The sequence below is a fragment of the Streptomyces sp. NPDC033216 genome (genome assembly GCF_055577115.1).
In genome coordinates, this window is sequence record NZ_JBVIQK010000025.1 from 58,990 (window position 1) to 83,735 (window position 24,746).

Here is a 24,746-nt window from a genome sequence, read left to right on the forward strand (position 1 = left end):
CCAAAGGTTGGCCGCTCGACAGCCGGTACCAGCCAGGCGCCTGCTGCCTCGGGCGCAACCGCAGCAACCCGGGTACCCCTGTACCCCGCGGATGATTGCCAGGACCGGCCGCGGAGTATGCAGGGTGCGGGGCGATCGCGGACACCCTGACACCGCTCGGATTCCAGGAACATGGCCTGCCGGGCCTGTTCGGCGTCCGAGAACCGCCACCACCGGGGCAGACCCGGATATCACAGACATGGGGAGCAGCACCGCTTCGTGGCGCTGTGCATGACGCGGTTCCGCGGTTCTCCGGCCGCCCAGAGTTCGCCGATGCCGGAGGTCACACACACCACGCTCCGGCCACGTGGCTCGACCACGGTGATCCACTTGCCGGGCGGGCTTGGCCGGGGAGAATCGGCGGTAGGGAAGGCAGGCTCTGGAAAGCGGCAGGTGACATCGCGCTACGACCAGCCCCTCATCGACGCCGGGCATCCCCCGCCCGCCACCGCCACAGATCGAACCGGCGCCATCGGACCGTGCGGGACCTGGAACCCGTCCTCCTCGCGGAGGTGGCGTGGCCGGAGTCCGCCTGGTCGATGGGTGCTACCGGAAGTTGAGGTGTCATTGGTGGCGCGGCCGACACGGGGGCAGACGCGTAAGGAGGCTTGGGGGCCGGCCTTCGTACGCGCGCGCAGAAACCTGACCTCTCAGGGGCTGACCCTGCCCGGACACATTCCCGACCTTCGCCGTGCCAGACCTGGACGGATCGTCGTGCTGGTACCCGCGCACAACGAAGAAGCGCTCATCGCCGAGACTCTCGAGTCGCTCGCGGCCCAGACCAGGCCCGCGGACGAGGTCATCGTGGTCGCCGACCGGTGCACCGACCGCACCGCTGAGATCAGCACGGCCCACGGCGCGAAGGTCGTCGAGTCGGTCGGGAACACGCAGGCCAAAGCGGGTGCGCTCAACCAGGTCCTGGACGAACTGCTGCCACGGCTGTCCGACGACGACGCCGTCATGATCATGGACTCCGACACCTCGCTGTCCCCCGAGTTCATCGCCCGGGCAGCGCGCCGCCTGCACGAGGAGGAACCCGGCTTCCCACCCGTCGGCGGAGTGGGCGCCGTCTTCTTCGGCTACCCCCTGAGCCGGCTCGTCTGCCACCTCCAGAACAACGAGTACGTGCGCTACGCCCGCGAACTCCACCGCCGTCGCGGCCGCGCCGACGTCCTGACCGGCACGGCCTCCCTCTTCCCGGTCGACGCCCTGCGCCGCGTTCGACGAGCCCGCGCCGAGCATGCCCTGCCCAGGGGGGACGCCGTCTACGACGTGCAGTCGCTGACCGAGGACAACGAACTGACCCTCGCACTCAAACAGCTGGGATACCGCTGTGTGTCCCCGTGCGCCTGCATCGTGGGCACCGAACTCATGCCCACCTGGCCTCGGCTCTACTACCAGCGACTGCGCTGGCAACGCGGCGCCCTGGACAACCTCAGGGCCTACGGCCTCAGCCGCGTCACACTGCCCTACGTGTGCAGGCAGGCGCTCACCTATCTGAGCGTGGCTTTCGTCCCCTTCTTCCTCACCGTCCTGCTCTACTACACCGTCACCAAGGAATTCCCCGGACTGCCGTGGTTCTGGGTCGCGATCACCGCCGTCGCGGCCTTCGAGCGCGTCTGGGCAGCCAAACGCGGCGGTTGGAAGTCCCTGCTGCTCGCCGTCGCGATCGTGCCGGAAGTCCTCTTCGACCAATTCCTCAACGTGGTCTACGCCAAAGCGCTCATCGACGTCCTGACCCGCTCCGACGCCACCTGGGAACAGACACGCGGCCGCAAGAAACGCCTCCGGAGACTGCTGATCACCACCTGCGGAATGGTTCTGCTGCCGGCCGGCGTCGTGGGCCTGGCCTTCGCCTGCATCGCGCTCGGCATCGCCTGGTACCTGATCGCCCTCTTCGTGCTCTGCGGTGTCGCCGCAGCCGTCGTCCGCCTCAGCCGGCTGTACCCCCTCGGACTGCTGTTGTCCCTGCCCAGCGGAGAACCGAAGCACGAGGAGATGCCACCCTGGCGTCAGCCAGGGGTGCCGGCATCGGCGAGAACCGGCTCCCGCAACCACCGTTCTACGGAGCGGTGAGACCGGCGATGTTCCGCCGGGGCCGTCGGCCAGTGCGATCACCGCCGTGACGCGTCTGCCGACCGGGTCACGGCGCACCTCCTAGGCTTGAGCGACGGCGAGGGTGATCTCCAGGCCGTGCCGCCCGACGCGCCACGGGTCGGTTGCGGCGACGTCCGGCAGGACCGGATCGCTGTCCCACACCGACGCAGGGGACACGAGATCGGGCTGATGGACTGGATGGCGTTGGCGGCGTACTTGAAGGCGCCCGTCGGCGTTGGTGCCGATGACAGGGTCGCCGTCGATGTTCTGCACGATGCTCCGGGGACGTTCCCTTCCCTGGCCGGGCGCCCTGGAAGCCGAGATCGCGCATGATTCACCCTTTGGGTGCGGGCAGTCAGTACACCTCTTTCGTGTTCACCGCCCATCTCCTCGAGGCCGGCACCGTCGGCCACGCCTGGACACCGCGCTCATGGAGCCACAGACCGGCCTCCGCAAACCGGAGTTGACCGGACCGCGCAGGGCCTGGCCCGGCCTCGCCGACGTCGGAATCGGCACCGCGGAAGGCGTGGACCGGTGCAACAACCATCGGCGCCACACCACGATCGGGGACATCCCGTCCCACGAGCACGAGACCAACTACTACGCTCAACACCGAGCCGAATCGGGCGACTGCCATCGACGCATGGAGCCTTCACCGGTCCCGGAGCGGTTCGGTTCACCACGTCTGTGGTCGACGCGGTGCGAAGGTCGCTGGTGTACGGGCGGTATCCGGGATGGCTCCGCCGGAAAGCATGAGCGCCCATTGCCCGGTCGCGGCAACCACGCCACCGCCCGCCGGTACCCGATCGACGGGGAGCCGCTGGAGCGGAGGTGACGCCGACGGCCTCGGCCTGGACAACCCATGCTCGAACCGTCCCCGCCATCCGTACCAGGGTGGACTGCGAGAACGAGCACCGGGAGTCCATCTCCCCGTCACCGGGCGGCGCCCGGCCGGCACCTTGTCCGTGGCAATCCGGGTGTAGCGTCCTTGACATGGACTTTCGCACCACCGTTGAGCGCGCTCGACGCCTCAAGCAGCTGCACGCGGAGTACAAGCCTCTTGTGCTGCCGACCGTCTGGGACGTCTGGTCCGCGCGGACGGCAGCCGACGCCGGGTTCCCCGCGCTGACTGTCGGCAGTCATCCGCTCGCCGACTCCCGGGGGGCCGGCGACCACGAGGGGCAGACCTTCGAGGAGGTGCTCACCGCCGTCAAGCCGATCATCGCGGCGGTCGACGTCCCGGTGTCCGTGGACCTGGAGGCCGGGTACGGACAGGAGCCTGCGGATCTCGTCGCCGGGCTCATCGAGGTCGGCGGTGCCGGTCTCAACATCGAGGACACCGTGCACTCGGACGGCGGGCGCGTACGCGGCACGCAGGAGCACGCGAGCTACGTCGCGGGCCTGCGCGCGGCGGCTGACGACGCTGGGGTCCCGGTCTGGGTGAACGGGCGCACCGACCTCTTCCTGCACGCGAAGGAAGCTTCCGGCGTCCTCGAGGAGGCGATCGAGCGACTGCGAGCCCTGGAGCAGGCCGGCGCCGACAGTGTCTACCCCGTGGGTATTCAGGACAACGACGACCTGCTCGCGGCGGTGACCGGCGCCGTCGCCGTTCCCGTGAACTCCACAGCTCATCCCGTCAAGCACGATCTTGAGCGCTTCCGCCGTCTCGGCGTCGGCCGGATCACTTACGGCCCGCTGCTGCAACTCGCAATGACGGACACGATGAAGAACATGCTCGGGCCGTGGGCGCCCTGAGGAGTTGACCGAGCGACGGATCCGGCCGTCGGTGTCCTGCACCTCACGGCGAACGTGACGCAGGTGCTTGTCGAACTCGGCTGCGCCGACGGGGCTGATGCAGCAGGTCCTCGCCGACGAGAAGTGGGCCGACATGCTCACCGACGCCGACCGGCGGACCCTGTCACCACTGTTCTGGACGCACGTGAACCCCTACGGCCGGTTCGAGCTGGACATGAACAGCCGCCTGGAGCTGGGCCTGGCCTCCACGGGCAGGGCGATGCCAGGCCCGCGCAGCCCGCAGCCCGCAGGGCGATGCGGCATCGGCCAGACGCTGACGCCGCGGTTCTCGGTGCGGGCAGTCGGAGGGTTTCGCTCCAGGCGCGCGCCGTCGGTGTGCGGCGGTTGAGGGGCGCAGGGCGCGGCCCTGTCGAGGCCCGTGTCGTCAGGCGGCGGAGCCGGCCGTGAGCTGGTCCATGATGTCGGCCAGGTTGTAGTGGGCCCGCTTCTCGATGATCTTCCCGTCCTTGACTGTGAACAGGTTGAACATGGCGAAACGTACGTGCGCTCCGCGTGGGGGGATGCCGTAGTAGTCGCCGCCCTGGTCTCCTTCGACCACGACGTAGGCGCCGACCTTGTCAGCTTCGGCGACGGTGTCGAGGACCGTGAGGCGGACGTCGGAAAAGGCGTCGACGTGCTTCTTCTCCGCGTCGATGAACCCTGCTGCACCGGGCCGGGGGCTGTCGATCTGAGGGTAGAAGACGAAGTCCGGGTGGAACATGCCGGTGAGCGTGTCGCCCTGCTGAAGGGCCTGGTAGAAGCGGTGCACGAGGCCGACGTTGGTTCCGGTGGACATGTGATCGGGTCCTTCTCTGTCGTTCTGGCACGGCGCAGGGGACGCCGCGAGGGGTTGCTCCCAGGGTCGGGGCTCGGCGTGTGGGGAACCCCGACCCTGGCACGAGCTCTCGGTTCCTCAGCTGCGTTCCGGGCTCAGGCGCGCTGCGCCCAGTCCTGGTCCAGGCGGTCGGTCAGGCCCGCGGCGGCGAAGGCTGCCTCCAGCTCGTCGCGGCCCTCGGTGAAGTGGGCCCAGCTGTCGTGGTGGACCGGGACGACACGGCGGGCGTCGAGAATCCGGGTGGCCTCGGCGGCCTGGGCGCTGTCCAGGACGACCGGTCGGCCGTCGAAGAGCATGGGGAAGCGGGGTGCTCCGGCGAACAGGAGGGCGGTGTCGATCGGGGCGAAGCGGGCGGCGATCTCCCTGACCGCGTCGAGCGAGGCGTTGTCGCCGCTGACGTAGACCGTCGGCAGGCCCTCGCCCGTCAGGACGAAGCCGACGACCTGGCCGGCGAAGGGCTCGATCTCCTCACGCGCTCCGGGACCGTGGATGGCCGGGACCCCGGTCACAGTGATGGTGCCGCCGCCCGGGCGCTCCAGCTCGGCCGACTCCCAGTCGGCCAGGCCCTTGGCCTTCGCCCCGAGGCGCTTGCCGCCGCCGGGGGTGGTGAGGGTGAGGGGGACGTCGGCGAGCAGGGCGCGGCCGGAGGTGTCGAGGTTGTCGGCGTGCTCGTCGTGGGAGAGCAGGACCACGTCGATGGGGCCGAGGTCGGCAGGGGTAGTGGCGGAGGAGGCGGTCTTGGTCAGGGTCGGGCCACCGGGCGAGGCGTAGTCGCCGGGGCCGTCGAAGGTCGGGTCGGTCAGGAAGCGCAGGCCGCCGTACTCGAACAGGGCGGTCGGACCACCGAACGTGCGGACCGGGAACTGGTTGGCGTTGAGCTGGGACATCACGCATCCGTTTCTCACGAAAAAAACCTGCGGTTAACGTGACTCCAGGCTAGGCAGGCATCACGGAAAAAGGCAAGCGCTACCATGAGAGGCATGGACGACAGCCTGGCCAACGACGTGGCACCGACCGCTCTGCCCCCGGCACCAGGTGCCGACCGGTACCGCTCCCTGGACTTCGCCGACACCGCCGCCACCCTGCCCGCCAGCCAGAGCTACGACCTGCTCGCCGCCCCGGAATCCGCCATGCGCTGGCTCGCCACCCACGACCTGACCACCCCGGACGTGCAGCTGTACGAGGTGTGCGCACAGCGGATGCGCACGCTGCGCGCCCACATCCGCGCCCTGTTCGCCGCCCGCGTCGACGCCACCACCCCACCCGAGGAATCCCTGCGCGCGGTGAACGAGGCCCTCACGGCCGTGCCCACCGCCCCCCTCCTCGCCTGGGACGGGGCCCGGGGGCTGCGCCGCGTCCAGGCGCACCCCACCGACCAGGCCGTCAACCACGCACTGGCGACCCTCGCCGCCGACGCCGCCGACCTGCTCACCGGTCCCGACGCCGACATCCTCGCCTCCTGCGGATCACCCCCCTGCGACCGGTTCCTCCTGCGCACCCACGGCCGGCGCCACTGGTGCTCCACACGCTGCGGCGACCGTGCCCGCGCCGCCCGCGCCTACGCCCGGCGCAGCGGCGCCTCGGGCTGACGCACCACCCCCGGGGCCCTCCTGCGGACCGCCCGGCGGCCACGCGAAACACCTCCGGCGGCGCACGAAGGTGCAGCCCGAGGGCACATCCAGGGACAGGTCGTGCTCGCCGCCGCCTGCTGACGAGCCGTTTCCGGGGAACAGACAATCCGGCAGTGGCGCCTGGGGAGATCGACGGGCAAAGCGGCGGGCCCCTTCGACCATGGCCGGCGCCTGCGTCGGCCGACGGGCCGAATCGGGACAGGCGGGCTGACGCGGGCCGGACGGGGCATCCGCTACTGCACCAGGAACAGCCCACCACCGGGAGCCATCCTTGACCCGACACCTCACCCTCGCCCGCGCCTGCCGAACCCTCGCCCTCACCGAACTGGCCGCCGCGGCCTGGCTCCTCGTCAACCACGAGTGGCTACTCGGCATCCTCGTCGCCTGGGCCGCGCCCAGCCTGCTCGCCGCCGACGCCGTATGCCGGTGCGCACACCACCGCGCGCGGGCCGAGGCGCAGCGCGCGGCACGGCTGGAGGCCGGCGAGCAGGTCCGGCCGCTCACACCGTGCTGCCCGTTCTGGAAGCACTCCCACGGCCAGGTCCACGGAGCGGGCTGCACCCGCCCGCCCCTGCCCCGCCGCGACACCTACCGCCTCGACGACGCCGGCCGAGCCGCGTTCGACGAGATCGTCCGCCATTACAACGACCGGAGTGCGGCCTGACCGGCCCGTCGTCCGATCCGCGTCGAAGGTGTGAAGGCGGCCTGGTTGTCGCGGGACAGGACCGTCGGTGACGCAGACCGTGGAGGCCGCCGACGAGAAGCAGCCGGGCAAGACCAACGCGTGGTGCCGCCGGAACCTCACAGGTCCGCGGCGGAGGGTGCGGGCGGCAGCGTCTCCTTCACGCAGCTCAGCGTAGGTGTCGACGGTGCCCTGGCTCGCGGTGAGCGTCGCACCGTTGCGGCACAGGGTGCCAAGTGCCGCCGTGTGGTGAGCTTCGGCGTCCGCGACCACGGCCAGTGCACCGTCTCTCGCGGCTACGCCGAGGAGGATGCGCAGAGTGGCGGTGCCGATTCGCGGCCGCGATGTGACCGACCGAGCCGCACACCGTGACTGTGCTGTGGCCGCGCAGGCGGGTGTCCCCGGCCGCGCTGGGCCTCGGCGGCCCGGACAACAGCTCTCCGGGGTGGCTGCGCGACAGAAACGCAGGATGTCGTTGGGGGTCAGCGGGCGCGGTCCGGTACCGGCGGCCGGGGCAGCCTGCTGCACGCGGTGCCGCCACTCCCCCGTATCACGCACGCCGTGCCCCACGGTCCGTCACGGGGTCAGCGAACGGGCGAGACGGGAGCGGGCGGCGCCGACGGTGCGCAATGGGGGTTCTGCGCTCGGGGCCTGCCATCCGGATCCGGACGGTCGCAGGGCGGTGGCGGGTATGGTCCCGTCCGAGGCCCTGAATCGCATTGGAGATACTTCCTGGCGTGACACGCGAAGACACCCAGGCGGTCAGACCGCCTGAGCCTCCGGCCAGACGTCAGATCCAGTCCTGGCAGGAGGCCGAACGCAATGCCGCGGCCTGGATGCGCCACTGGGGGTATGAGGACGCCCGGGCCCAGCCCGGCGGGAGCGACGGCGGGGTCGACGTGCGCTCGCGGCGGGCGCTGGGACAGGTCAAGTACCAGGCGTCCGCCGTGGGCAGGCCCGAGCTGCAGCGCCTGTTCGGGGCCCGTGGCCGGGCCCTGGACAAGGACCTGCTCTTCTTCACTGGCAGCAGCTACGCCACCACCGCGGTGGAGTACGCCGCCGAGAACGGCATCGCGCTGTTCGTCTACGGTCTGGACGGGTCGATGACCGCGGTCAACGCTCCGGCCCGCCGCATCGCCGCGGCACCGGCTTCGACACCTTCCATGTCCCTGGCCGGATCAGCGGCGGCGACCCCGGCACCGGTTCTCACCTCTGCGCCCACTTCCGGACCTCCCAAGGCAGTGCGGCCGGGCAGGGGCCGGATCGTGCTGGGTCTCGTCCTGATGGCCGTTGCCCTGTTCATCCCCGGGGGCGAGAGCTTCGAGCCCCGCCCCAGTCGGGCCCTGGTGACACTGTTGATGATCGTCGTACCCACCGTCCTGATCGTTTCGGGCATCCGGGAGAAGTCCCGCCGCCGCTACTGGCCGACGGGCCTGGGCCTGCTCCTTCTGGACCTTCCGGCGGCCTGGGTCACCAACGCGCGGTTGTGGCGGGGAGACACCGCGGACATCCTGGTGCCCGCAACCTTCACCGCGCTGTCACTGACGGCCGCTGTCCTCCTGCTGCGCTGGAACTCTCACGACACGGCTGGCCCCTCGAACACGGCAGCGTCCTAGACGGTTCTGTTCGTCTGACGCCTGTCGGCCTCGATCTGCCATTGCTGGCGCGTTTGTGACGTGTACCGCTGCTGCTCGATGTTGGCTCCTTCGGCGGTGCTGCCCTCGTCCACGCCGAGGCAGAGCCCGCTGTAGCGGTTGATGAGGAAGTAGTACCCGTCACCGGTGGGCGTGACGGCCCAGTGCTGCTGGGGCACGTCGGAGTCCGCGCAGATGGCCACATTGCCGGCGTCGTCGCGGGAGAGCCCGGCCACTTCCAGAGCTTGGCGCTGCCGACGCCCTTGATCTCGTAGTAGCCGTCGCCGGTGGAGGCGAAGGTCCACTTCTGGTTGTTCCGGTTCAGCCAGGCCCACTGAAGGATGCGGGTGCCGTTGGCGGTTCCGTTCCCGCTGACGTCGGCGACCCCAGGATGCGGAAAGCTCGATACATCGGGTGAATGGGAGACGGAGGCCCTTGTGGAGGCACCTCTGGGTGGTCGAGCGCGGACGGCGCCGGAACCGTCGCTACGCGCCACCCGTCCGTGACGACGCGGGGTCGCCCGTACGGGCGCCGCCGCAGACCCTGGCGCCGTGATGACGGGCTCCGCTGGGGTCTGCTCCTGGCGACAAGGCCCGACTCTGGCGCTCGGCAGCCGTCCGGGCGACGGCTTCGCCACCCGGCGGGTTCGTTCCAGTGCGGCGACACCGGTCGCCTGTCCATGGTCCGGACCGGGCGGTGTCAGGGCCGCCGATGGGGAGACGCCGGTTCGGAGTCAGAGGGGCACGCGCCGGTTTCCGGGTGCACCGGGCTGGTCCTGATTCCCCCGTTCGACCAGTTGCACGTCCAGCACACGGGCGGTGCGCACGTAAGCTGTGCGGACGCCACGGAGCGAGCGGTTCAGGTGGCGTCGGGGCCGGGTTAACCTGTGCTGACGGTGCGCAGGGCGCCGGTCAGCGCGGCGACGGCCACATCCACCACCACCGGCCTCATGACGTCACGGCCGCCATCCTGGACTCAATAAGAACATCTCGCGGAATGGCGGCGGGGTGGCGGCGGCCGCCCGGCGGGACCGGCTCGTCCAAGGCGTCCATCTGTTGCTCGTTGGCGTCGAAGAACTCCTGAACGCGGCCCAGGGGCGGTGGTTGCGGATCTTCGGCCATGGTCGTGCCTGGGGTGGGCGGCGGAGATCTCTCCGCGACGCGGCCGTCGACACGGCGCAGCTCGTGCTGCTTACGAGCTACTTGCTGTCGGCCGCAGGCCGCAGTTGCCCGGCCCGCCTACGGCTCGGCCGGCCTTCTCGGCCTCTCCCCTGCCTGCCGCCGGTACTCCCGCGACATCTCAGCACGTCGCGGTTTCGCGCGGACGTCTTCCCTTGCCCGATCGCGTTCGCTTGCCGAGATGGTGACGCGCGGTTTCAGAGCCGAGAGCAAGCGGTCCATTCGCCTCCAGCTCCTCGCGACGCCGCTCGGTGTGCACCGGTGCGGGAGGCACCTGGACGGCACGGGGATGTCACACGGGTTCGCTGCGGCCGGGTGCCTCACAGGCCGAAGGCGCCGCCTTCGACGAGGATGAGCAGGCCGATCGCGATCAGGACCAGGGGCAGCACGATGTGGCCCCACCGAGCGAGGGCCTGGGCGATGACCGGCCGGGTGGCGAAGAACCGGCCGGTGAAGCACCACGCCGCCACCAGCGCGAGGAACACCACGGCGTACACGCTCATCCCGCCGATACCGGCGGTGGCGAACACCGGCACATAGACGCCGATGTTGTCGCCGCCGTTGGCGAAGGTGACCGCGGCGACTTCCAGCGGGCTGGGGCCGCCCGCCTCGGCCTGGTCTTCCGCTTCGTCCGTGCCGTCGTCACGGGGGTCCTTCCATGCCCGCCAGGCGGCCTTCAGGCCGAGGGCGAGAGGCAGCAGCCCGAGGTAGGGGATGGCCGACTCGGGCAGGAAGGTCGCTCCGAACGCGGCGGCCACCGCCACGGCGAGGATCGCTGCGAAACCCAGGTACTGGCCCAGCACGATGCGGCGAGTGGAGCCGCGGTGCCCGGCTCCCTGGGCGAAGAACAGCGCCAGAACCACGATGTCGTCGATGTTGGTGGCGGCGAACAGCCCGGCGGCCTGCCCGATGATGCCCAGGTCCACGAGTGGATACCCTCCCCTTCGATGCGACTGTCCCGGTGACGCTACTGGGAGCCCGCACCGCGTCCCTCTCCGGGCCGCGGCTCAGTGCTCTCGCTTCTCGTGAACATCGAACACGACAGCGTCAGGCCGCCTCCCGAGGTGAAGAACGACTGCTGCCGAACGTCGTGGACAAAGCCACGCTCATGGAGGTCGCGGATGGATGCGCGGCGCGGCCCGATGTGCGCGACCCGGGCTCCGTGGAGAAGATCCGGGAGGCTTCGGGCGGCGGTGCAGGGTCCCTTGCGTGCCGCACGCCGGGCGGTCGAGTTCGGTGACATCCGGTGGGTGGGCTGACTCCTGGTCGCGTGTCAGTGACGCGAGAGGCCCGTGACACCGACACGGGGGCGACCAGTCACTGACACGAGAGCGACAGCCGCTGTCTCAGCTCAGGCGGTGACCGAGGATCGCGAGGCCTGCTGCCGCAGCGCGGTGCTGGTAGGCGCGAAGTCCTGGGGCGCCGGGAGGTGCGGGCTTGCGGGCGTTGCGGTGCCAGTGGCCGGTGAGTGCGGCGAGGAACGCTGTGGTGCCGTCGGGACTGCCCGCGCTGGCGGGGTGGTCGCGTAGCAGCCGGGCGATGTCTGCGGGCATGTGTCCGGCGAGGACCAGTTGCGGGGCGAGGGCGGCGGCGTCGACGCAGGCCGGGCCGGTGGTGGCGTGTGCCCAGTCCACGAAGGTCACGCCCAGGTGGTGGTCGCGGACCATGTTGTCGGCCCGGAGGTCGCCGTGGACGATGCGGTTGCCGTGGGCGAGGGCGGGCCAGGCGGCTTCGAGTTCGGCGAGCTGCGGCAGGTGGGCGCGGGCGGCGGGGGCGAGGTCGTCCGGCGGGTCGGAGAGCAGCTCGTCCCAGCCGTGCAGGGCCGCCGTGGTGGAGGGCGTGGTGCTCACCGCCGCGACGTAGGGGGCCGGGGCGGGGATGGAGGTGAGCTTGTCCAGCAGCGCCCAGGTCCTATCGGCGTCGCCGGAGGCCGGGGACAGGTCGGGGGGCGGGCCGTCCAGGTGGGCGATGACGACGGCGGTCCAGTCGGCGACGCGGTGGATGCCCAGCAGGTCCGGGGCCGGGGCGCCGGGCGGCAGCGAGCCGAGGGCGGCGGCCTCGTGGACGTTGGCGGCGGTCAGCGGGTCGTCGTCGGGTGCCGCTTTGACGAAGGCACGTCTGCCGTCGGCCATGCGGAGCGCGGCGGCGAGCTGGTGGCCGAAGCCGCCTTCGGGCGTGACCGCCTCGGTCACGGATGCCCCCAGGGCGTCTTCGAGGCGGGTTCGGAGCGGCGTGGGGACGTCGGTCCATTGCAGACGGCCGCTGGTGAGCGGTACAGGCATGGGAGCAACTCTCAGAGGTCGAGGAAACGGGTGGCGGGGTGACGGGTGCGCGCCGAGCCGGACCGCGGGTCGGGCTACCCGTGCCAAGCCTCGTCGTCACTGCCGCAGATCGGTGCCAGCCGATTCCTCAGCATGAGAGGCGACCAGTCTCCGGGCCCATCGTGGTGACAACCAGTCTGCCCATGTGACGACTAACCCGCTTCGACTCACGGATGTGTTTTCGGGCAGGACCGCCTCTGATCCCCGGTCGTCGGAGCGGACGTCACCGTGCACCCGACCGCCGGACCCACCGACCCGGCGAACCTTCCCGGTCGGAGCACTGGCTGCTAGGAGGACCGCGGGAAGCCACAGCGCGGACGCCGAAGGTTACCGCGGCGCAACGGGCCGACGCACGACGCGAGTGCACCATCGGCTGCTCATGCTCGCGACCGGGTCACCAACTCGGCGGCCCGAAGCAATCCGGAGGCGCCAGACAAGCCGCGCTCGAGAACCTCGTCGGGACGTGCGCCGTGCTGGCGCACGGAGCCGGCGAAGTGCTGCATGTCCTTGCGCATCAGACGCTGGACGTGGTCGGGGAGTTCTGGAGGGATGTCCGTGCCGAGGGCGCGCCGAGCAGCACTGCCGCCGCTGCTCGCATTGATGATGTCGATGAGCACAGGGACATTCAGCCCGACCTGTTCTGCGAGCGTGAGAACGTCTACGGCGTTCTTCAAGTTGGTGATGGTCAGCGCGTTGTCGAACAGCTTGGTCATCGCCCTGCCCGGCCCCTGTCGGCCCCATGAGGCGCACGGTGTCGCCGAAGGCCGCAAACACTGGGCGGGCGGTCGCGCAGGCGTCGGCCGGGCCGCCGACGAACATGGTCAGGGTCCGGGCGCGGGCACCGGGGCTGCCACCGCTGACCGGGGCGTCCAGACGGATCGCTCCGGCCTGCGCGACGTGGGCACTAATCCGTTCGGCTTCTCCGGGTCGCGGGTGCCGTGATCGACGGTGACGGTGTCCGGGGCCACCCCCGCCGGGAGGCGCTGATCGGCGAGCAGGTTCCAGATGTCTGCATCGTCACGCAGGCAGAGCGCGATCAGCTCTACGGAGCGGGCGAGGTGGGCTGCACCGTCGTGGGCGACGTGCGGCACTGCTCGGACCGCGGCCAGGGATGTTGGGCGGCGTGCCCATACATGCAGGTCGAATCCCTGTTCACCGATCGCTTCGGCCATGGGTCCGCCTTGGTCGCCGAGGCCGATGAAACCGACTCTCTTGATGTTCTTCACGTCTTGCCTTCGTCGTGCTTGGTTCGGCCTTGGTGGCCGGGTCAGTGCAGGATGGCCGCGCTCGTCTCCCACAGGCGCTCGGCATGGGCGGCGTCCAGTGCGTAGGGCGCCACTCCCGGCAAGCCCAGCTCGGTGGGCCGGGCGGTCACCTGGGGGGCTTCGTTGACATCCTCGAAATAGCGACCGCCGATCTCGTCCACCAGTGGGGAGGCGGCGAGGAAGGCAGAGGTGGCCGCTCCTTGAGCGATCGTCTTGCGATACGGCTCGGGGGTTCGAAGCCCACCGGTGTGTCGCTGGAGGTTGGTGGCGATCGCTCCAGGGTGCAGGGCGTTCGCCCGGATGCCGTCGTCCGACCAGCGCCTGTCCGCCTCGACGGCGAGGAGAACCTCGGCGGTCTTGGACTGGCCGTATGCGCCGAGCGCGTCGTAGGGGCGGAAGCGGTAGTCGAGGTCGTCGAAGACGACCGGGGAGAACAGATGGCCGCTGGACGACACCGTCACCATGCGGGCACCGCCGGCATCGGTAAGCGCACCGTGCAGGCCCAGTGCCAGGGCGAAGTGGCCAAGGTAGTTGGTGGCGAACTGCTGCTCGTGACCGCGAATGCCGCGCTGTAGCTCAGGGAGCATCATGATCCCCGCATTGTTGATCAGGATGTGCAACGGCCCGGTCCAGGTGGCGGTGAAGGCCTGCACCGAGTCCAGGTCTGCTACGTCGACACGGGCCACGTGGATCGCGTCGTTGCCGGTGTGCGTCCGCAGTTCGGCGGCGATCTGCTCGCCGGCGTCGGGACGTCGGACCGCCAGGGTCACCTCAGCGCCGGCATCAGCCAGGGCGCGGGCGGTCTCCACCCCGATACCGGAGGTGGCGCCGGTGATCACAGCCCGCTTGCCGGAGAGGTCAACGCCCTCGATCACCTCCGAAGCGGTCGAGTGGCGGTCGAAAGGACTGCTGAAAAGCTCGGTCATGGATGTTCCTCAGTCGAGAGTGGTGGGAGTGCGGCCTCGCCAGAGGGCAAGCCGTGGGGCGCTTCGCGTGGCTGCCGCGCCGCGGGCCGCCGGAGCGGTGACGTTCCCTGCGAGGCGGTGTGCCGGCCGTGCGCCTCACCCACTGTGCGGCACGCACCGTAGACCGCCCAGGACCGCATGAGACTAGGACCGGCAGGGCCACCCACACGGGGCGACGCCTGCCTACCCTGGAACGCATGACAGCCAGCGGTGATCCGGGCGCCCTCGCCACGTACCTGCGTGCCCGCAGGCAGCTCGTGCGGCCTGCGGCCGTGGGCATCGCGGACACCGGAAACCGTCGCGTGCCCGGTCTGCGCCGCGAGGAAGTCGCCTTCCTCGCCGGCGTCAGCTCCGACTACTACGTACGCCTGGAGCAGGGCCGCGACCGGCATCCCTCCGAACAGGTCCTGCTGAGCATCGCCCACGCACTGCGGCTGGATGAGGAGGCCACCGCCTACTTGATCAAGCTTGCCGCCTCTCGCCGCTCCCGGCCCAGAAGGTCACGCAAACCGGAGAAGGTCAGCGAAGGTGTCCGCACGCTGATGAACTCCTGGCCGTTGACCCCCGCCTATGTTCACGGCACCTACATGGACGTGCTCGCCGCCAATCCTCTGGCCATCGCACTCTCGCCGTACAACGCGCCCGGCAACAACAGCATTCTCACCGCCTTCCTGGAGCCGGAAGTGCGCGCCTTGCACGCCGACTGGGAAGAGATGACCGCGCGCGTCGTGCCCTATTTGCGGTCCGTCGCCGGCCCGGACGTGGACGATCCGCGCCTCGTCGACATCGTGGGTGAGCTGTCAGTGCGCAGCGAACGCTTCCGGCACCTCTGGGGACGTCAAGACGTCCAGAACAAGTCCAGTGGCGTCAGCCTGATGCAGCACCCGGAAGTCGGCCCGCTGGACCTTCACTACGAGAAGCTGCTGATTCCGGGTGCCCCGGGCCAGATCCTGGTCACTTACCACGCACGGCCCGGCAGCACATCCGAGGAACGCCTGCGCCTGCTCGCCTCCCTGAGCAGTCCGCCCCGTTCGCACCAGGACACTCCACACATCCCTGCCGACAAGTGATGAGGGCGACAGCCGAGCCGGAAGGCCTGGCGCATACGCCCGAGCGGTTCGCGCTCCACCAGGCGCTACTCGGTGCGCAGCGCCGTGGCCGTACGTGCCCTGGCGGCCCAGCCTGCCGGGATCAGCGCGCCCAGCATCGCGATCACGACGCCGCCGAGCCCCAGCGGGAGCAGCTGGAATGGCCCGTACACGTCGAGGACGAGCGACGGCAGGCCGGTGCCGACGGCACGCCCCATCACCGGCATGACGGCGTGGTGCAGCGCGTACCCCGCAGGGACGCCGAGCAGCCCGCCGATCACGCCGATCACGGCCACCGAGGCGAGCACGAGGCTCAGGGTCTGCCGCGGCGACATGCCGATCGCCTTGCAGACGCCCAGGTCGTGGATGCGTTCCCGGGTGTCGAGGACCACGGAGTTGAGGACGCCGAGACCGGCCACGACGATCAGCATGAGGGTGAGCAGCACCGCCATCGCGGACATGATGAGGATGACGCCCTCCTGTCCCGAGGGGGCGTTGGTCGTGGCGTCGCCGCCCAGCGGCCGCACGACGTCGGCGACCCTCTGGGCGTACTCGTCGGCGGAGACGCCGGACTTCACCTCGACGAGGAAGGTGCTGGGCTCGGCCGACGTGAAGTCGGCCATGTCGGCGTGGATCTCCAGCCGGCTGCCCGACGTGTCGAAGGACTCGCCCACGATCCGCAGGTGCGCGGTCTCCTTCTCGTAGGTCACCCGCACCGTGTCACCGAGCTTGGTGCTGGTCCTTTCCAGGAAGCGTGACGGCACCACGACCTGTCCCTTGGCGGTGATCCAGTGCCCGGAGAGCATCTCGTAGCTGCCGGCGCGCGAATCGCCCTCGTAGAGGCTGGCCTATTTCGACCCTGAGACCCCGGCCACGGCGACCTCGGTCTGGACCTTGCCGTAGTACGACTCTGTTCCCTGCTGCGACGTGACGGCGGACCGCACCTTCGCCGCGTCGGCGGCCTTGGGCTTCTCGGACGTGCTCGCCGCGCTGTCCTCCACGGGAGGCGGGCCCGAGCCGCCGGCGCCAGGGGGAGGCGGATCCCCCGCGTCGCCCCCCACAGGAGCAGGAGGCGGAGCGACTTCGATCGCCTTGGTCGTCGTGACCGTGACCGCGGCACGGTTCTCGGGGTCCTGCGAGGTGCCGATCGCGTGCAGGGACGAGGTGAGACCCACCGCGAACGTCGCCGCGACGGTGCCGAAGGCGACCGCGAGCAGCATCGCGACGCCACGTACCGGCTGCGTGAAAGGGGTGGCGAGACCGTAGGTCACCGGTCGCGGCAGCGGCAGCATCCCCATCGCCCGGTGCGCCCACCGACCGCGCCCCGTGCGCGGCGCCCGGCCGACCGCGAGGGCCTCGACCGTCCGCAGTCTTCCGGCCCGCAGGGCGGGAATCAGCGCCGCGAGCCCCACGACGACCAGGACTGCGGCCGGCACGGCGACATCCACCCACCAGGTCACCGAGAGCGAGACGCCGCCGTACACCGACTCGGTGTCGGACAGCAGTGGCACTGCCAGGAGGTTGCCCAGGGCGACACCCAGGCCGATGCCGGCGACGGCCGGGATCAGCGCCTGGGCCACATAGGCGCGTACGACGTCGCGCGGAGTGAAACCGATGGCCTTGAGGACGCCGATCCTGCGCAGGCTGGTGCCGACCGCGCCACTGATCACACTGCTGACGATGATCACCGACATCACGATGCCGAGCGCGCCGAAAGCCATCACGAACGGGACGGTCGCCGCCGCACCCTGATCAGCGGCGCGCTTGGTGTCCAGCCAGGACTGGGTCCCAAGGAGCGCCCCGGGCCCCACGGAGGCGGCGAGCCTTTTCCGGTCGGCGATGATCTGCCGCTTCGTGCTCGCGGAGTCGAAGCGGTAGAGCATCTGACTCGCGACCGGGTGGCCCTTCGACGCGAGCACGTCGACCTGCGCGGGGGCCGCCCAGGCGTCCGCGGTCTCGCCGGCGGAGACGGCGAAGCCGACGATCGAAAGGGTCGGGGCGTCGGCGTCCGACGTCTTCATGGGGGTGCCGATCCCGATGGCGGGGCCCTCGAACGACGCGTCGAGCACGATCTCGCCCGGTTTGTGCGCCCACCGGCCCGACTTGAGATCCACCCGGTCCACGGCGCCGTCAGGGCCGGACCGCCCGACCAGGGTCAGCGTCGGCAGATGGAGGCCCGCCCGGTCCACCGGACGGACCGACGTGGACGGGTACGGTCCCGCGCTCGCGGCGACGCCGGGCAGCTTCCCGGTCTTCGCCAGCACCGCCGCACTCGCCTTGGCCGGATCGAACTGCGCGGTGATGTGCGGACCTCGCTGCTTCTCGAAGGCGTTGTCGAAGGGAGCGGCCGCGGCGACCATCAGCGACCCCGCGACCACGGCCGAGGCGACGGCCATCATCGTGGCCACGGCGATCATCACGGTCTGCACCCGCCGCCTGCCGACGCCGGAGCGCACGACCCGACCCAGCGCGCCGGTACCGAACAGGCTCATCGGACGGCCGGCCCGTACGTGTCGAGGGCGAGGTGACCGTCGACCAGGTGGATCGTGCGGCTCGCGCACACCTCCGCGAGGGGCAGGTCGTGCGTCACCAGCACAATGGTCTGTCCTGCGCGGTGCAGATCCATCAGCAGGTCGCGGACGTCGTGGCCCGAGGCGGTGTCGAGCGCACCGGTGGGCTCGTCGGCGAGCAGCAGCGCGGGCCGGTTGACCAAGGCCCGGGCGACCGCGACCCGTTGGCGTTCGCCTCCGGACAGCCGGCCCGGGTAGGCGCGGGCGTGCTTCTGGATGCCCAGCGTCTCCATGACTCACCCGCGCGGGCCGCGGCCGCGCGCCGGCTGCTCCCGGTCAGCTGGGCCGGGAGCTGGATGTTGTCGGTGACGGTGAGGTCGTCGAGGAGATGGAAGAACTGGAACACCATGCCGATGTGCTCGCGACGGAACTCGGCGAGGGCGTGCTCGCTCAACTGGTCGATCCGTTGCCCGGCCACGATCACGGCGCCGTCGGTCGGCTTGTCCAGGCCGGCGACGAGGTTCAGCAGCGTGGACTTGCCGCTGCCGGAAGGGCCCGTCACGGCAAGGGCCTCACCCCTGGTGACGCTGAGCGTGAGCGGTCCGAGCGCAGGCGCACCGGTGCTGTCGTAGCGCTTCGCCACACCCTCCAGTTCGATCACTTGACGCATGAGTTGTCCGTCCTTGCGGTTGCGAGAGGCACATGCTGTTGCCGGTCCCGCGACTCTAGAGATGCGGCGTGGGGGGCGCGTCGGCCGCGGAACCAACATCAGGTCCTCCCTGCGGAGGATCCGGCCGCGGAGTCATCCCTGAGGAGTAGGCACCTGGGGCAGTGCCCTGGCCGGACAGGCGGACGCGGGCCGGGCGGAGAACGCAGCACAATGCTCGGATGGAGACGGAAGACCGGCGTAGCTGGCATCGGCAACTCATCGACGCGTTACGCCCGGAGGCGAAGGCCGCTCCGCTGTCCCGGCGAGCGGTGCGCGCCGATGTGGTGCTGGCGTTCGTACTGACCGTCATTGCCCTGTTGGTCGCGGTGCGCTTTCCCGGCGACGGGCCGGTGAACAGCAGCCTCCCCGCGGTGGACGTCGGGACCGGGGTCCCGGCCCCGCCCTCGCCGCCCGGCCCTGGTCGGGTGCCCGAGGAGGAAGAACCCTCCTCCGTGCCCTGGGCCCTGGTCGTCCTGTCGACGCTGCCGCTGGCAGCCCGGCGCCGGTATCCGCTGACCTTGTTCGTGGTCGTGCTGGGCGCAGCACTGGCCATCGGCAGCTCCGCCTCCTGGATCACTGTCCTGGCCTGTGTCATCGGCGCCTACAGCGCCGTCGTATACAGCCGTTACCGGATAGCGGCGATCGCCGTCCTGGTGATCGCCGCCGCCCTGTCCGGTTTCGCCTTCCGCAACGCGGACCCGGTACTCCCCGGATGGTCCAGCCCGGGCTTCGTGCTCCTGGTGGCAGGCATGCTGGCCAGCCTCGTCCGCTTTCTGCAACTGCGGCTGGCGTCCAGCCGGGACCGGGTGACCGAACTCCAGGCCGCTCAGGAGGAGGTGACGCGCCGCGCGATCGAGGAGGAGCGTGCCCGCATCGCCGCCGAACTGCACGACGTTGTGACCCACAATGTCAGCGTGATGGTGATCCAGGCCGGCGCGGCCCGCAAAGTGATGGACAGGGCGCCCGAGCAGTCGAAGGAGGCACTGCTGGCTGTCGAGGCGGGCGGTCGGGCCGCGATGGCCGAACTCCGCCACGTGATGGGCCTGCTGGCCGCTCCGGACCACGAGAGGCCCGGCAACCTGGAGCCCCAGCCCGGGCTCGCGCAGCTCGACGCGCTCGTCGCACGAGTACGCGCCGCCGGTACGCCCGTGAGCGTCGGGGTCTCGCTGCCGCCGGAGCCGCTGCCACCGGGGGTGGACCTCGCGGCGTACCGTGTCGTACAGGAGGCGCTGACCAACACGATCAAACATGCGTGCGGTGCCCAGGCGTCCGTCGCCATCGGTTACACCGACGCCCGTCTGGAGATCGAGATCACGGACACCGGCGGCGCCGAGGAGTCCCCGCCGGTGCAGGGCAACGGCCGTGGCCACATGGGGCTGCGCGAGCGGCTGGCCGTCTACGAGGGCGAGCTGACGGCCGGGCCGACAAAGGCCGGCGACTACCGAGTCACGGCCCGTATCCCGCGGAGCACCGTATGAACAAGGACGAGGCACCGCTGCGTGCCGTCATCGCCGACGACCAAGCCCTCGTGCGCACCGGTTTCAGGATGATCCTGGCCGCGGACGGGATCGAAGTGACGGCCGAGGCTGCCGACGGGGCCGAGGCTGTCGCAGCGGTCCGCCGTACGCGGCCCGACGTCGTCCTCATGGACATCCGGATGCCGGAGATGGACGGCATCGAGGCCACCAGGCGCATCATCGACGACGCCGGCCCGGACCGAACACGGGTCATCATCCTCACCACATACGACCTCGACCGCTACGTCTACGCCGCGCTCACGGCCGGCGCCAGCGGCTTCCTGCTCAAGGACGTCACCCCCGAACATCTGGTCTCCGCCTTGCGCCTGGTGCAGACCGGCGACGCTCTCCTGGCGCCCACGATCACTCGTCGGCTGATCGAGCGTTTCGCCCGTCACGACGAACCGCAGACCATCGCCCCGCACCGCGATCTGTCGGGCCTGACCCCGCGCGAGCTCGAGGTGCTCCGCCTCCTCGCGACGGGCCTCAGCAATGCCGAACTCGCCTCCCGGCTGTTCCTCAGCCCGACCACGGTCAAGAGCCACGTGGGCCGCATCCTGTCGAAGCTGGACCTGCGCGACCGCGTCCAGGCCGTCGTCTTCGCCTACGAGACAGGGCTGATCGCCCCGGGCGGGGGCGCCTAGGAGCGTGGGTCAGTGGACGACTCCTGGAATGCCGCGCCTCGTGGTGGAGTGGGGCTGTCGGGCGCTGCTGTCGCAAAGGCGTGGCTGCCCGCCAGTCGTGATGCGAAAACCAGTCCGCATCTTGATCCGGATCCGCGTCCCGGAGGTCCGCATGGACATCGCCTCGCTGCTGCCGATGACCACGCCTCGGTTGTCGCTGCGTCTGTTCACTCCCGGCGACGCCGACGACCTGTACGCCTACCAGAGCCTGCCGAGCGTGGCGCGCTACTTGTACCGGCCGGCGCACACGCGGGAGCGCAGCGAGCAGGTTGCGGCCGAGCGCGCGGCGCACTCGGTTCGGCGCGCCGACGGCGACAGGCTGGCGCTTGCTGTGTGCCGACACGATGAGCCCGGCGTCCTTGGCGAGGTGACACTCACACTGGTCGATGCCCGCGCCGCCCAGGCCGAGATCGGCTGGACTCTCGACCCACGTCACCAGGGGCACGGCTATGCGACCGAGGCAGCCGTGGCGCTGGCCGGGTTTGCCTTCCACACGCTGGGCGTGCACCGGCTCTACGCACGGCTGGATGTGGAGAACACCGGGTCTGTGCGGGTCTGTGAGCGCCTCGGGATGCGTCGGGAGGCGCACCTGGTCGAGAACGACCTCGACGGGGATCGCTGGGGCAGCGAGTACGTCTATGCGGCGCTGGCCGCGGACATTGGCGGTCGATCAGGCAGTTGAGTCCGGCGCCGCCTCCTGTTCGTGATCTTCCGCATGAAGAAGCCCGGTATGTCTGGTGGGGATGGCCTGTTCGAGGTGCCCCAGGGGCGGAAGGGTCCCCGTCCCCGGGCCGGAAGCATCGTGCGGGGCCGACGATGAAGGCCTTGAAGGAGTTGCACGTCCGCGCCAGCCGCAGGTCCTGGTGAGCCGTCCGCCTGAGACCCCCGGAACCATCAAAGAGGTTGTCAGGACGGGGCGGAGCAGGCGGCGTCGCACGCACCCTCGGCCGATGTGTGCACCACCACGCAGCAAGCGCTTGCGCCCCGGTCTGACCTGCCGGACACGCAGACATGTGATGTTTGCCGCGGAGGCGGCCCCGCCGCCTTGTCAGTGCGGTGGGGACGGATGTATAACGTTGCAAACATCACGCCCTGGGACTCGGCGCCATGCGCACGGTGACGACACAGCGCCCGGCACCGACGACCCGAGCGGGGCCGCTTCGAAAGGGAATACCGTGCGGGTCAGCCTCAAGGACGTCGCCGCCCACGCGGGGGTCTCCATCAAAACCGTCTCCAACGTGGTGAACGACTACCAGCACGTCACCCCCACGATGCGTGAACGGGTCCAGCGTTCCATCGACGCCCTCGGTTACCGGCCCAACCTGACCGCCCGGCATCTGCGCAAGGGACGCACGGGCATGATCGCGCTCGCCCTGCCCGAACTCGGCAACCCCTACTTCGCCGAACTCGCCGCCGCCGTCATCGACGCCGCCGCCGCACACGACTACATCGTGCTGCTCGACCACACCGGCGGACGCCGTGAGGAAGAACTTCTGGTCAGCCAGGGCTTCCGCGCACGTGTCATCGACGGACTCATCCTCAGCCCCATCGAGTTGCAGAGCGAAGACCTGCGCGACCGAGCGGAGAACGTTCCACTGGTACTGCTCGGGGAGCGTGACTACGACCTGCCGTACGACCACATCGCCATCGACAATGTGGCTGCGGCCCGTGCCGCCGTCCGGCACCTGATCGGCCTCGGGCGCCGGAAGGTGGCGTTCATCGGCGACCGGCGCGGCCGCAGCGAACCCGCACAACTGCGCGTACACGGCTGGCGCGAGGAGCTCACCGCCGCCGGACTCCCGGCGGACGACGGGCTCATCGCCGCCACCGACGGCTGGGGGCACGCGGACGGCGCGGCGGCCATGACGCGTATCCTCGATGCCGGCCTCCGTCCCGATGCGATCTTCGCGTACAACGACCCGATGGCCATCGGTGCGATGCGCATCCTGCACGAGCGCGGACTGCGCGTCCCCGAGGACATCGCGGTCGTCGGCTTCGACGACGTGATCGAGGGGCACTTCGGCGCGGTGACGCTCACCTCCGTGTCACCGGACAAGGAGGGCATCGGCCGACTCGCCGTGGAGTCGGTGCTTGCCCGGCTGAGCGGTGAGGCTCCCGAACCCCGCCGTATCCAGGCGGACTACCGCCTGATCCAGCGGGAGAGCACCCTCGGGCGCGAGGCGTCCACCGTCTGAGGGCCGGCTTCGCAGCTGACCCGCGAAGCAGGCACGACGCGCGGATTCGACCGGCCCCGTGAGGTCGTCCGTCCTGCCGACTGCCGGCGGGTTCGGTTCATCTGCACCTCGCCCGTGACGCCCTCACCCGATTCCGCCATGGTGCGCTCCGGTGCGCCTGCCTCATACGGCGCCGGCAGCGGCGGCGGCCCGGGGCCTCGGCGGCCCCGGCCGTCGGAATTCCGGTCGGCAGAGCCGTAGCACCTGGTCGCCCGAGGCTCAGCGCCACCGGGAGTTGAAGCGCGCCCGGAGGCGAGGGCTGCGCAAGCGCTTCCGTCGTATCCCCGCCCGCTCACGAGAGACAACGGTGTGCGCAAAGGGTTTACAGGCCTCTTCCAACGATGTAAAACCTCCTTGCAGCGGGCCCGACAACGTTGCCCGTCAGGGGAGATGCACGGTTCTCTGCTCATGTCAGCTCCCCAGTTCCCTTTCAGCGTCACCCGGATCGGGGTCACCATGCAGCGCACCACTCATCGTCCTCGTCTCCTCGTCCGCCCCGGGGTCGTGGCCCTGGCCGCCGCGGTGGCCTTGACCGCCGGGGCCTGCGCGAAGTCGGAGGACGACGCCTCGAAGGGCACCGGATCCCCGGCATCCGCGGGTGCGGAACAGAAGGCCGTCAAGCCGAAGCCGGGCAGCAAGACCTGCACCATCGACGCCTATGGCGCCGAGAAGCTGGATCTGAAGAAGGCGACTGTGGGCTTCTCCCAGTCGGAGAAGGAGGCCAATCCCTTCCGCATCGCCGAGACCCAGTCCATCAGGGACGAGGCGAAGAAGCGGGGCGTCAAGTTGCTGACCGCCAACGCCCAGTCGCAGTTCTCCAAGCAGATCAGCGACGTTCAGGACCTGCTCGCCAAGGGCGCCGACCTGCTGGTGATCGCCCCGCTCAACTCCGACGGCTGGGACCCGGTGTTGCAGGCCGCCGCCGCCAAGAAGGTCCCGATCGTCACGATCGACCGCAAGATCAACGCCACCGCCTGCAAGGACTACGCGTCCTTCATAGCCTCCGATTTCGTCGAGCAGGGCAGGCGGGCGGCCGACCAGATGATCGAGGCCACCGGCGGCGAGGGCGAGGTCGCCGTCCTCCTCGGCTCCGCCGGCAACAACGTCACCACCGAGCGCACCAAGGGCTTCAAGGAGCGGATCGCCGAGAAGGCACCGGAGCTGAAGGTCGTGTTCGAGCAGACCGGTGACTTCGCCCGTGAGAAGGGTCAGCAGGTCACCGAACAGCTCATCCAGTCGAAGCCCGGCATCAAGGGCATCTACGCCGAGAACGACGAGATGGGCCTGGGCGCGGTGGCCGCACTGAAAGGCGCCGGCAAGAAGGCCGGCGACGTCAAGATCGTGACGGTCGACGGTACCCGCAACGCCGTCCAGGGCATCGTGGACGGCTGGATCAGCGGCGTCATCGAGTCCAACCCCCGGTTCGGCCCGCTGGCGTTCCAGACGCTGGACGCCTTCACCCGGGGCGAGGGCATCCCCCAGGACATCGTCATCCAGGACGGCGCCTACGACGCGGGCAACGCGAAGGCGGAGATCGGGAAGGCCTACTGACCCACCGGGGGCA

22 protein-coding genes and 3 pseudogenes are annotated in these 24,746 nt (G+C 70.2%); 12 read left to right on the top strand and 13 right to left on the bottom strand.

The genetic code is table 11. From position 1 onward, the window contains the following. Window positions 1-312 precede the first annotated feature (312 nt). A complete protein-coding gene (locus ACZ5Y0_RS31370; protein WP_469132051.1) occupies window positions 313-2,115 on the top strand; it encodes a glycosyltransferase family 2 protein in 1,803 nt (600 codons plus the stop codon). An 81-nt stretch (window positions 2,116-2,196) separates the two neighbouring features. On the opposite strand, the gene ACZ5Y0_RS31375 is transcribed toward ACZ5Y0_RS31370, so the two are convergent. Next, window positions 2,197-2,409 (bottom strand): hypothetical protein, encoded by a 213-nt coding sequence (locus tag ACZ5Y0_RS31375; RefSeq protein WP_469132052.1) that lies wholly within the window; start codon window positions 2,407-2,409, stop codon window positions 2,197-2,199. Between the two features lie 720 nt (window positions 2,410-3,129). Here ACZ5Y0_RS31375 and ACZ5Y0_RS31380 point away from each other — a divergent pair. Then, window positions 3,130-3,891 carry an isocitrate lyase/PEP mutase family protein gene (locus tag ACZ5Y0_RS31380; protein WP_469132053.1) on the top strand — a complete coding sequence of 254 codons (762 nt, stop codon included), beginning with the start codon at window positions 3,130-3,132 and terminating at the stop codon, window positions 3,889-3,891. Window positions 3,892-3,958: 67 nt separating this feature from the next. After that, the gene (locus tag ACZ5Y0_RS31385) at window positions 3,959-4,279 is read left to right on the top strand and encodes a hypothetical protein (RefSeq protein ID WP_469132054.1); all 321 of its coding nucleotides are present in this window, start codon (window positions 3,959-3,961) and stop codon (window positions 4,277-4,279) included. Between the two features lie 36 nt (window positions 4,280-4,315). Here the strand turns inward: ACZ5Y0_RS31385 and ACZ5Y0_RS31390 are convergent, their stop codons facing one another. Further along, the gene (locus ACZ5Y0_RS31390; RefSeq protein ID WP_469132055.1) at window positions 4,316-4,726 is read right to left on the bottom strand and encodes an ester cyclase; all 411 of its coding nucleotides are present in this window, start codon (window positions 4,724-4,726) and stop codon (window positions 4,316-4,318) included. Between the two features lie 134 nt (window positions 4,727-4,860). Next, window positions 4,861-5,652, bottom strand: a complete 792-nt coding sequence (locus ACZ5Y0_RS31395; RefSeq protein ID WP_469132056.1) for an MBL fold metallo-hydrolase — start codon at window positions 5,650-5,652, stop codon at window positions 4,861-4,863. An 84-nt stretch (window positions 5,653-5,736) separates the two neighbouring features. Here ACZ5Y0_RS31395 and ACZ5Y0_RS31400 point away from each other — a divergent pair, with 84 nt between their 5' ends. From ACZ5Y0_RS31400 to ACZ5Y0_RS31410, 3 genes are all read left to right on the top strand, one after another. Next, a complete protein-coding gene (locus ACZ5Y0_RS31400; protein ID WP_469132057.1) occupies window positions 5,737-6,354 on the top strand; it encodes an ABATE domain-containing protein in 618 nt (205 codons plus the stop codon). 313 nt (window positions 6,355-6,667) lie between these two features. Next, window positions 6,668-7,060 (top strand): hypothetical protein, encoded by a 393-nt coding sequence (locus tag ACZ5Y0_RS31405; RefSeq protein WP_469132058.1) that lies wholly within the window; start codon window positions 6,668-6,670, stop codon window positions 7,058-7,060. A gap of 755 nt (window positions 7,061-7,815) precedes the next feature. Further along, window positions 7,816-8,694, top strand: coding sequence for a restriction endonuclease (locus ACZ5Y0_RS31410; protein WP_469132059.1), 879 nt, complete (start codon window positions 7,816-7,818; stop codon window positions 8,692-8,694). Here the strand turns inward: ACZ5Y0_RS31410 and ACZ5Y0_RS31415 are convergent. From ACZ5Y0_RS31415 to ACZ5Y0_RS31445, 7 genes and pseudogenes are all read right to left on the bottom strand, one after another. Then, window positions 8,691-8,948 (bottom strand): RICIN domain-containing protein, encoded by a 258-nt coding sequence (locus ACZ5Y0_RS31415; protein ID WP_469132060.1) that lies wholly within the window; start codon window positions 8,946-8,948, stop codon window positions 8,691-8,693. The two genes, ACZ5Y0_RS31410 and ACZ5Y0_RS31415, sit on opposite strands and share 4 nt — an antisense overlap. A 47-nt stretch (window positions 8,949-8,995) precedes the next feature. After that, window positions 8,996-9,349, bottom strand: a pseudogene (locus ACZ5Y0_RS31420) (RICIN domain-containing protein); the annotation flags it as partial. Window positions 9,350-10,210: 861 nt separating this feature from the next. Continuing rightward, on the bottom strand, window positions 10,211-10,816 hold the full coding sequence (locus ACZ5Y0_RS31425) for a cadmium resistance transporter (protein ID WP_469132061.1): 606 nt from the start codon (window positions 10,814-10,816) through the stop codon (window positions 10,211-10,213). A gap of 420 nt (window positions 10,817-11,236) precedes the next feature. Continuing rightward, on the bottom strand, window positions 11,237-12,172 hold the full coding sequence (locus tag ACZ5Y0_RS31430; RefSeq protein WP_469132062.1) for a phosphotransferase family protein: 936 nt from the start codon (window positions 12,170-12,172) through the stop codon (window positions 11,237-11,239). Between the two features lie 416 nt (window positions 12,173-12,588). Continuing rightward, window positions 12,589-12,924, bottom strand: a complete 336-nt coding sequence (locus ACZ5Y0_RS31435; RefSeq protein WP_469132063.1) for an NAD-binding protein — start codon at window positions 12,922-12,924, stop codon at window positions 12,589-12,591. Between the two features lie 82 nt (window positions 12,925-13,006). Beyond that, window positions 13,007-13,383: pseudogene (locus ACZ5Y0_RS31440) on the bottom strand (NAD(P)-binding domain-containing protein); the annotation flags it as partial. Between the two features lie 95 nt (window positions 13,384-13,478). After that, a complete protein-coding gene (locus ACZ5Y0_RS31445; protein ID WP_469132064.1) occupies window positions 13,479-14,402 on the bottom strand; it encodes an SDR family NAD(P)-dependent oxidoreductase in 924 nt (307 codons plus the stop codon). Window positions 14,403-14,638: 236 nt separating this feature from the next. Here ACZ5Y0_RS31445 and ACZ5Y0_RS31450 point away from each other — a divergent pair, with 236 nt between their 5' ends. After that, window positions 14,639-15,511, top strand: coding sequence for a helix-turn-helix transcriptional regulator (locus ACZ5Y0_RS31450; RefSeq protein ID WP_469132065.1), 873 nt, complete (start codon window positions 14,639-14,641; stop codon window positions 15,509-15,511). A gap of 65 nt (window positions 15,512-15,576) precedes the next feature. On the opposite strand, the gene ACZ5Y0_RS31455 is transcribed toward ACZ5Y0_RS31450, so the two are convergent. The 3 genes and pseudogenes from ACZ5Y0_RS31455 to ACZ5Y0_RS31465 form a co-directional block, all read right to left on the bottom strand. Next, the gene (locus tag ACZ5Y0_RS31455; RefSeq protein ID WP_469132066.1) at window positions 15,577-16,335 is read right to left on the bottom strand and encodes an ABC transporter permease; all 759 of its coding nucleotides are present in this window, start codon (window positions 16,333-16,335) and stop codon (window positions 15,577-15,579) included. Between the two features lie 42 nt (window positions 16,336-16,377). Next, a complete protein-coding gene (locus tag ACZ5Y0_RS31460) occupies window positions 16,378-18,021 on the bottom strand; it encodes an ABC transporter permease (protein ID WP_469132067.1) in 1,644 nt (547 codons plus the stop codon). Next, window positions 18,018-18,709: pseudogene (locus tag ACZ5Y0_RS31465) on the bottom strand (ABC transporter ATP-binding protein). Before ACZ5Y0_RS31465 ends, ACZ5Y0_RS31460 begins: the two are co-directional and overlap by 4 nt. Window positions 18,710-18,927: 218 nt before the next feature. Here ACZ5Y0_RS31465 and ACZ5Y0_RS31470 point away from each other — a divergent pair. From ACZ5Y0_RS31470 to ACZ5Y0_RS31490, 5 genes are all read left to right on the top strand, one after another. Next, complete coding sequence (locus ACZ5Y0_RS31470) at window positions 18,928-20,226, top strand: sensor histidine kinase (RefSeq protein WP_469132068.1); 1,299 nt, start codon at window positions 18,928-18,930, stop codon at window positions 20,224-20,226. Further along, window positions 20,223-20,909, top strand: a complete 687-nt coding sequence (locus ACZ5Y0_RS31475) for a response regulator (protein WP_469132069.1) — start codon at window positions 20,223-20,225, stop codon at window positions 20,907-20,909. The genes ACZ5Y0_RS31470 and ACZ5Y0_RS31475 overlap by 4 nt, the downstream gene beginning before the upstream one ends. A gap of 151 nt (window positions 20,910-21,060) precedes the next feature. After that, window positions 21,061-21,630, top strand: a complete 570-nt coding sequence (locus ACZ5Y0_RS31480; protein ID WP_469132070.1) for a GNAT family N-acetyltransferase — start codon at window positions 21,061-21,063, stop codon at window positions 21,628-21,630. A gap of 493 nt (window positions 21,631-22,123) precedes the next feature. After that, window positions 22,124-23,143: a LacI family DNA-binding transcriptional regulator gene (locus tag ACZ5Y0_RS31485; protein ID WP_469132071.1), complete on the top strand. Its 1,020-nt coding sequence runs from the start codon at window positions 22,124-22,126 to the stop codon at window positions 23,141-23,143. Between the two features lie 495 nt (window positions 23,144-23,638). After that, window positions 23,639-24,733, top strand: a complete 1,095-nt coding sequence (locus tag ACZ5Y0_RS31490) for an ABC transporter substrate-binding protein (RefSeq protein ID WP_469132079.1) — start codon at window positions 23,639-23,641, stop codon at window positions 24,731-24,733. Window positions 24,734-24,746 lie beyond the last annotated feature (13 nt).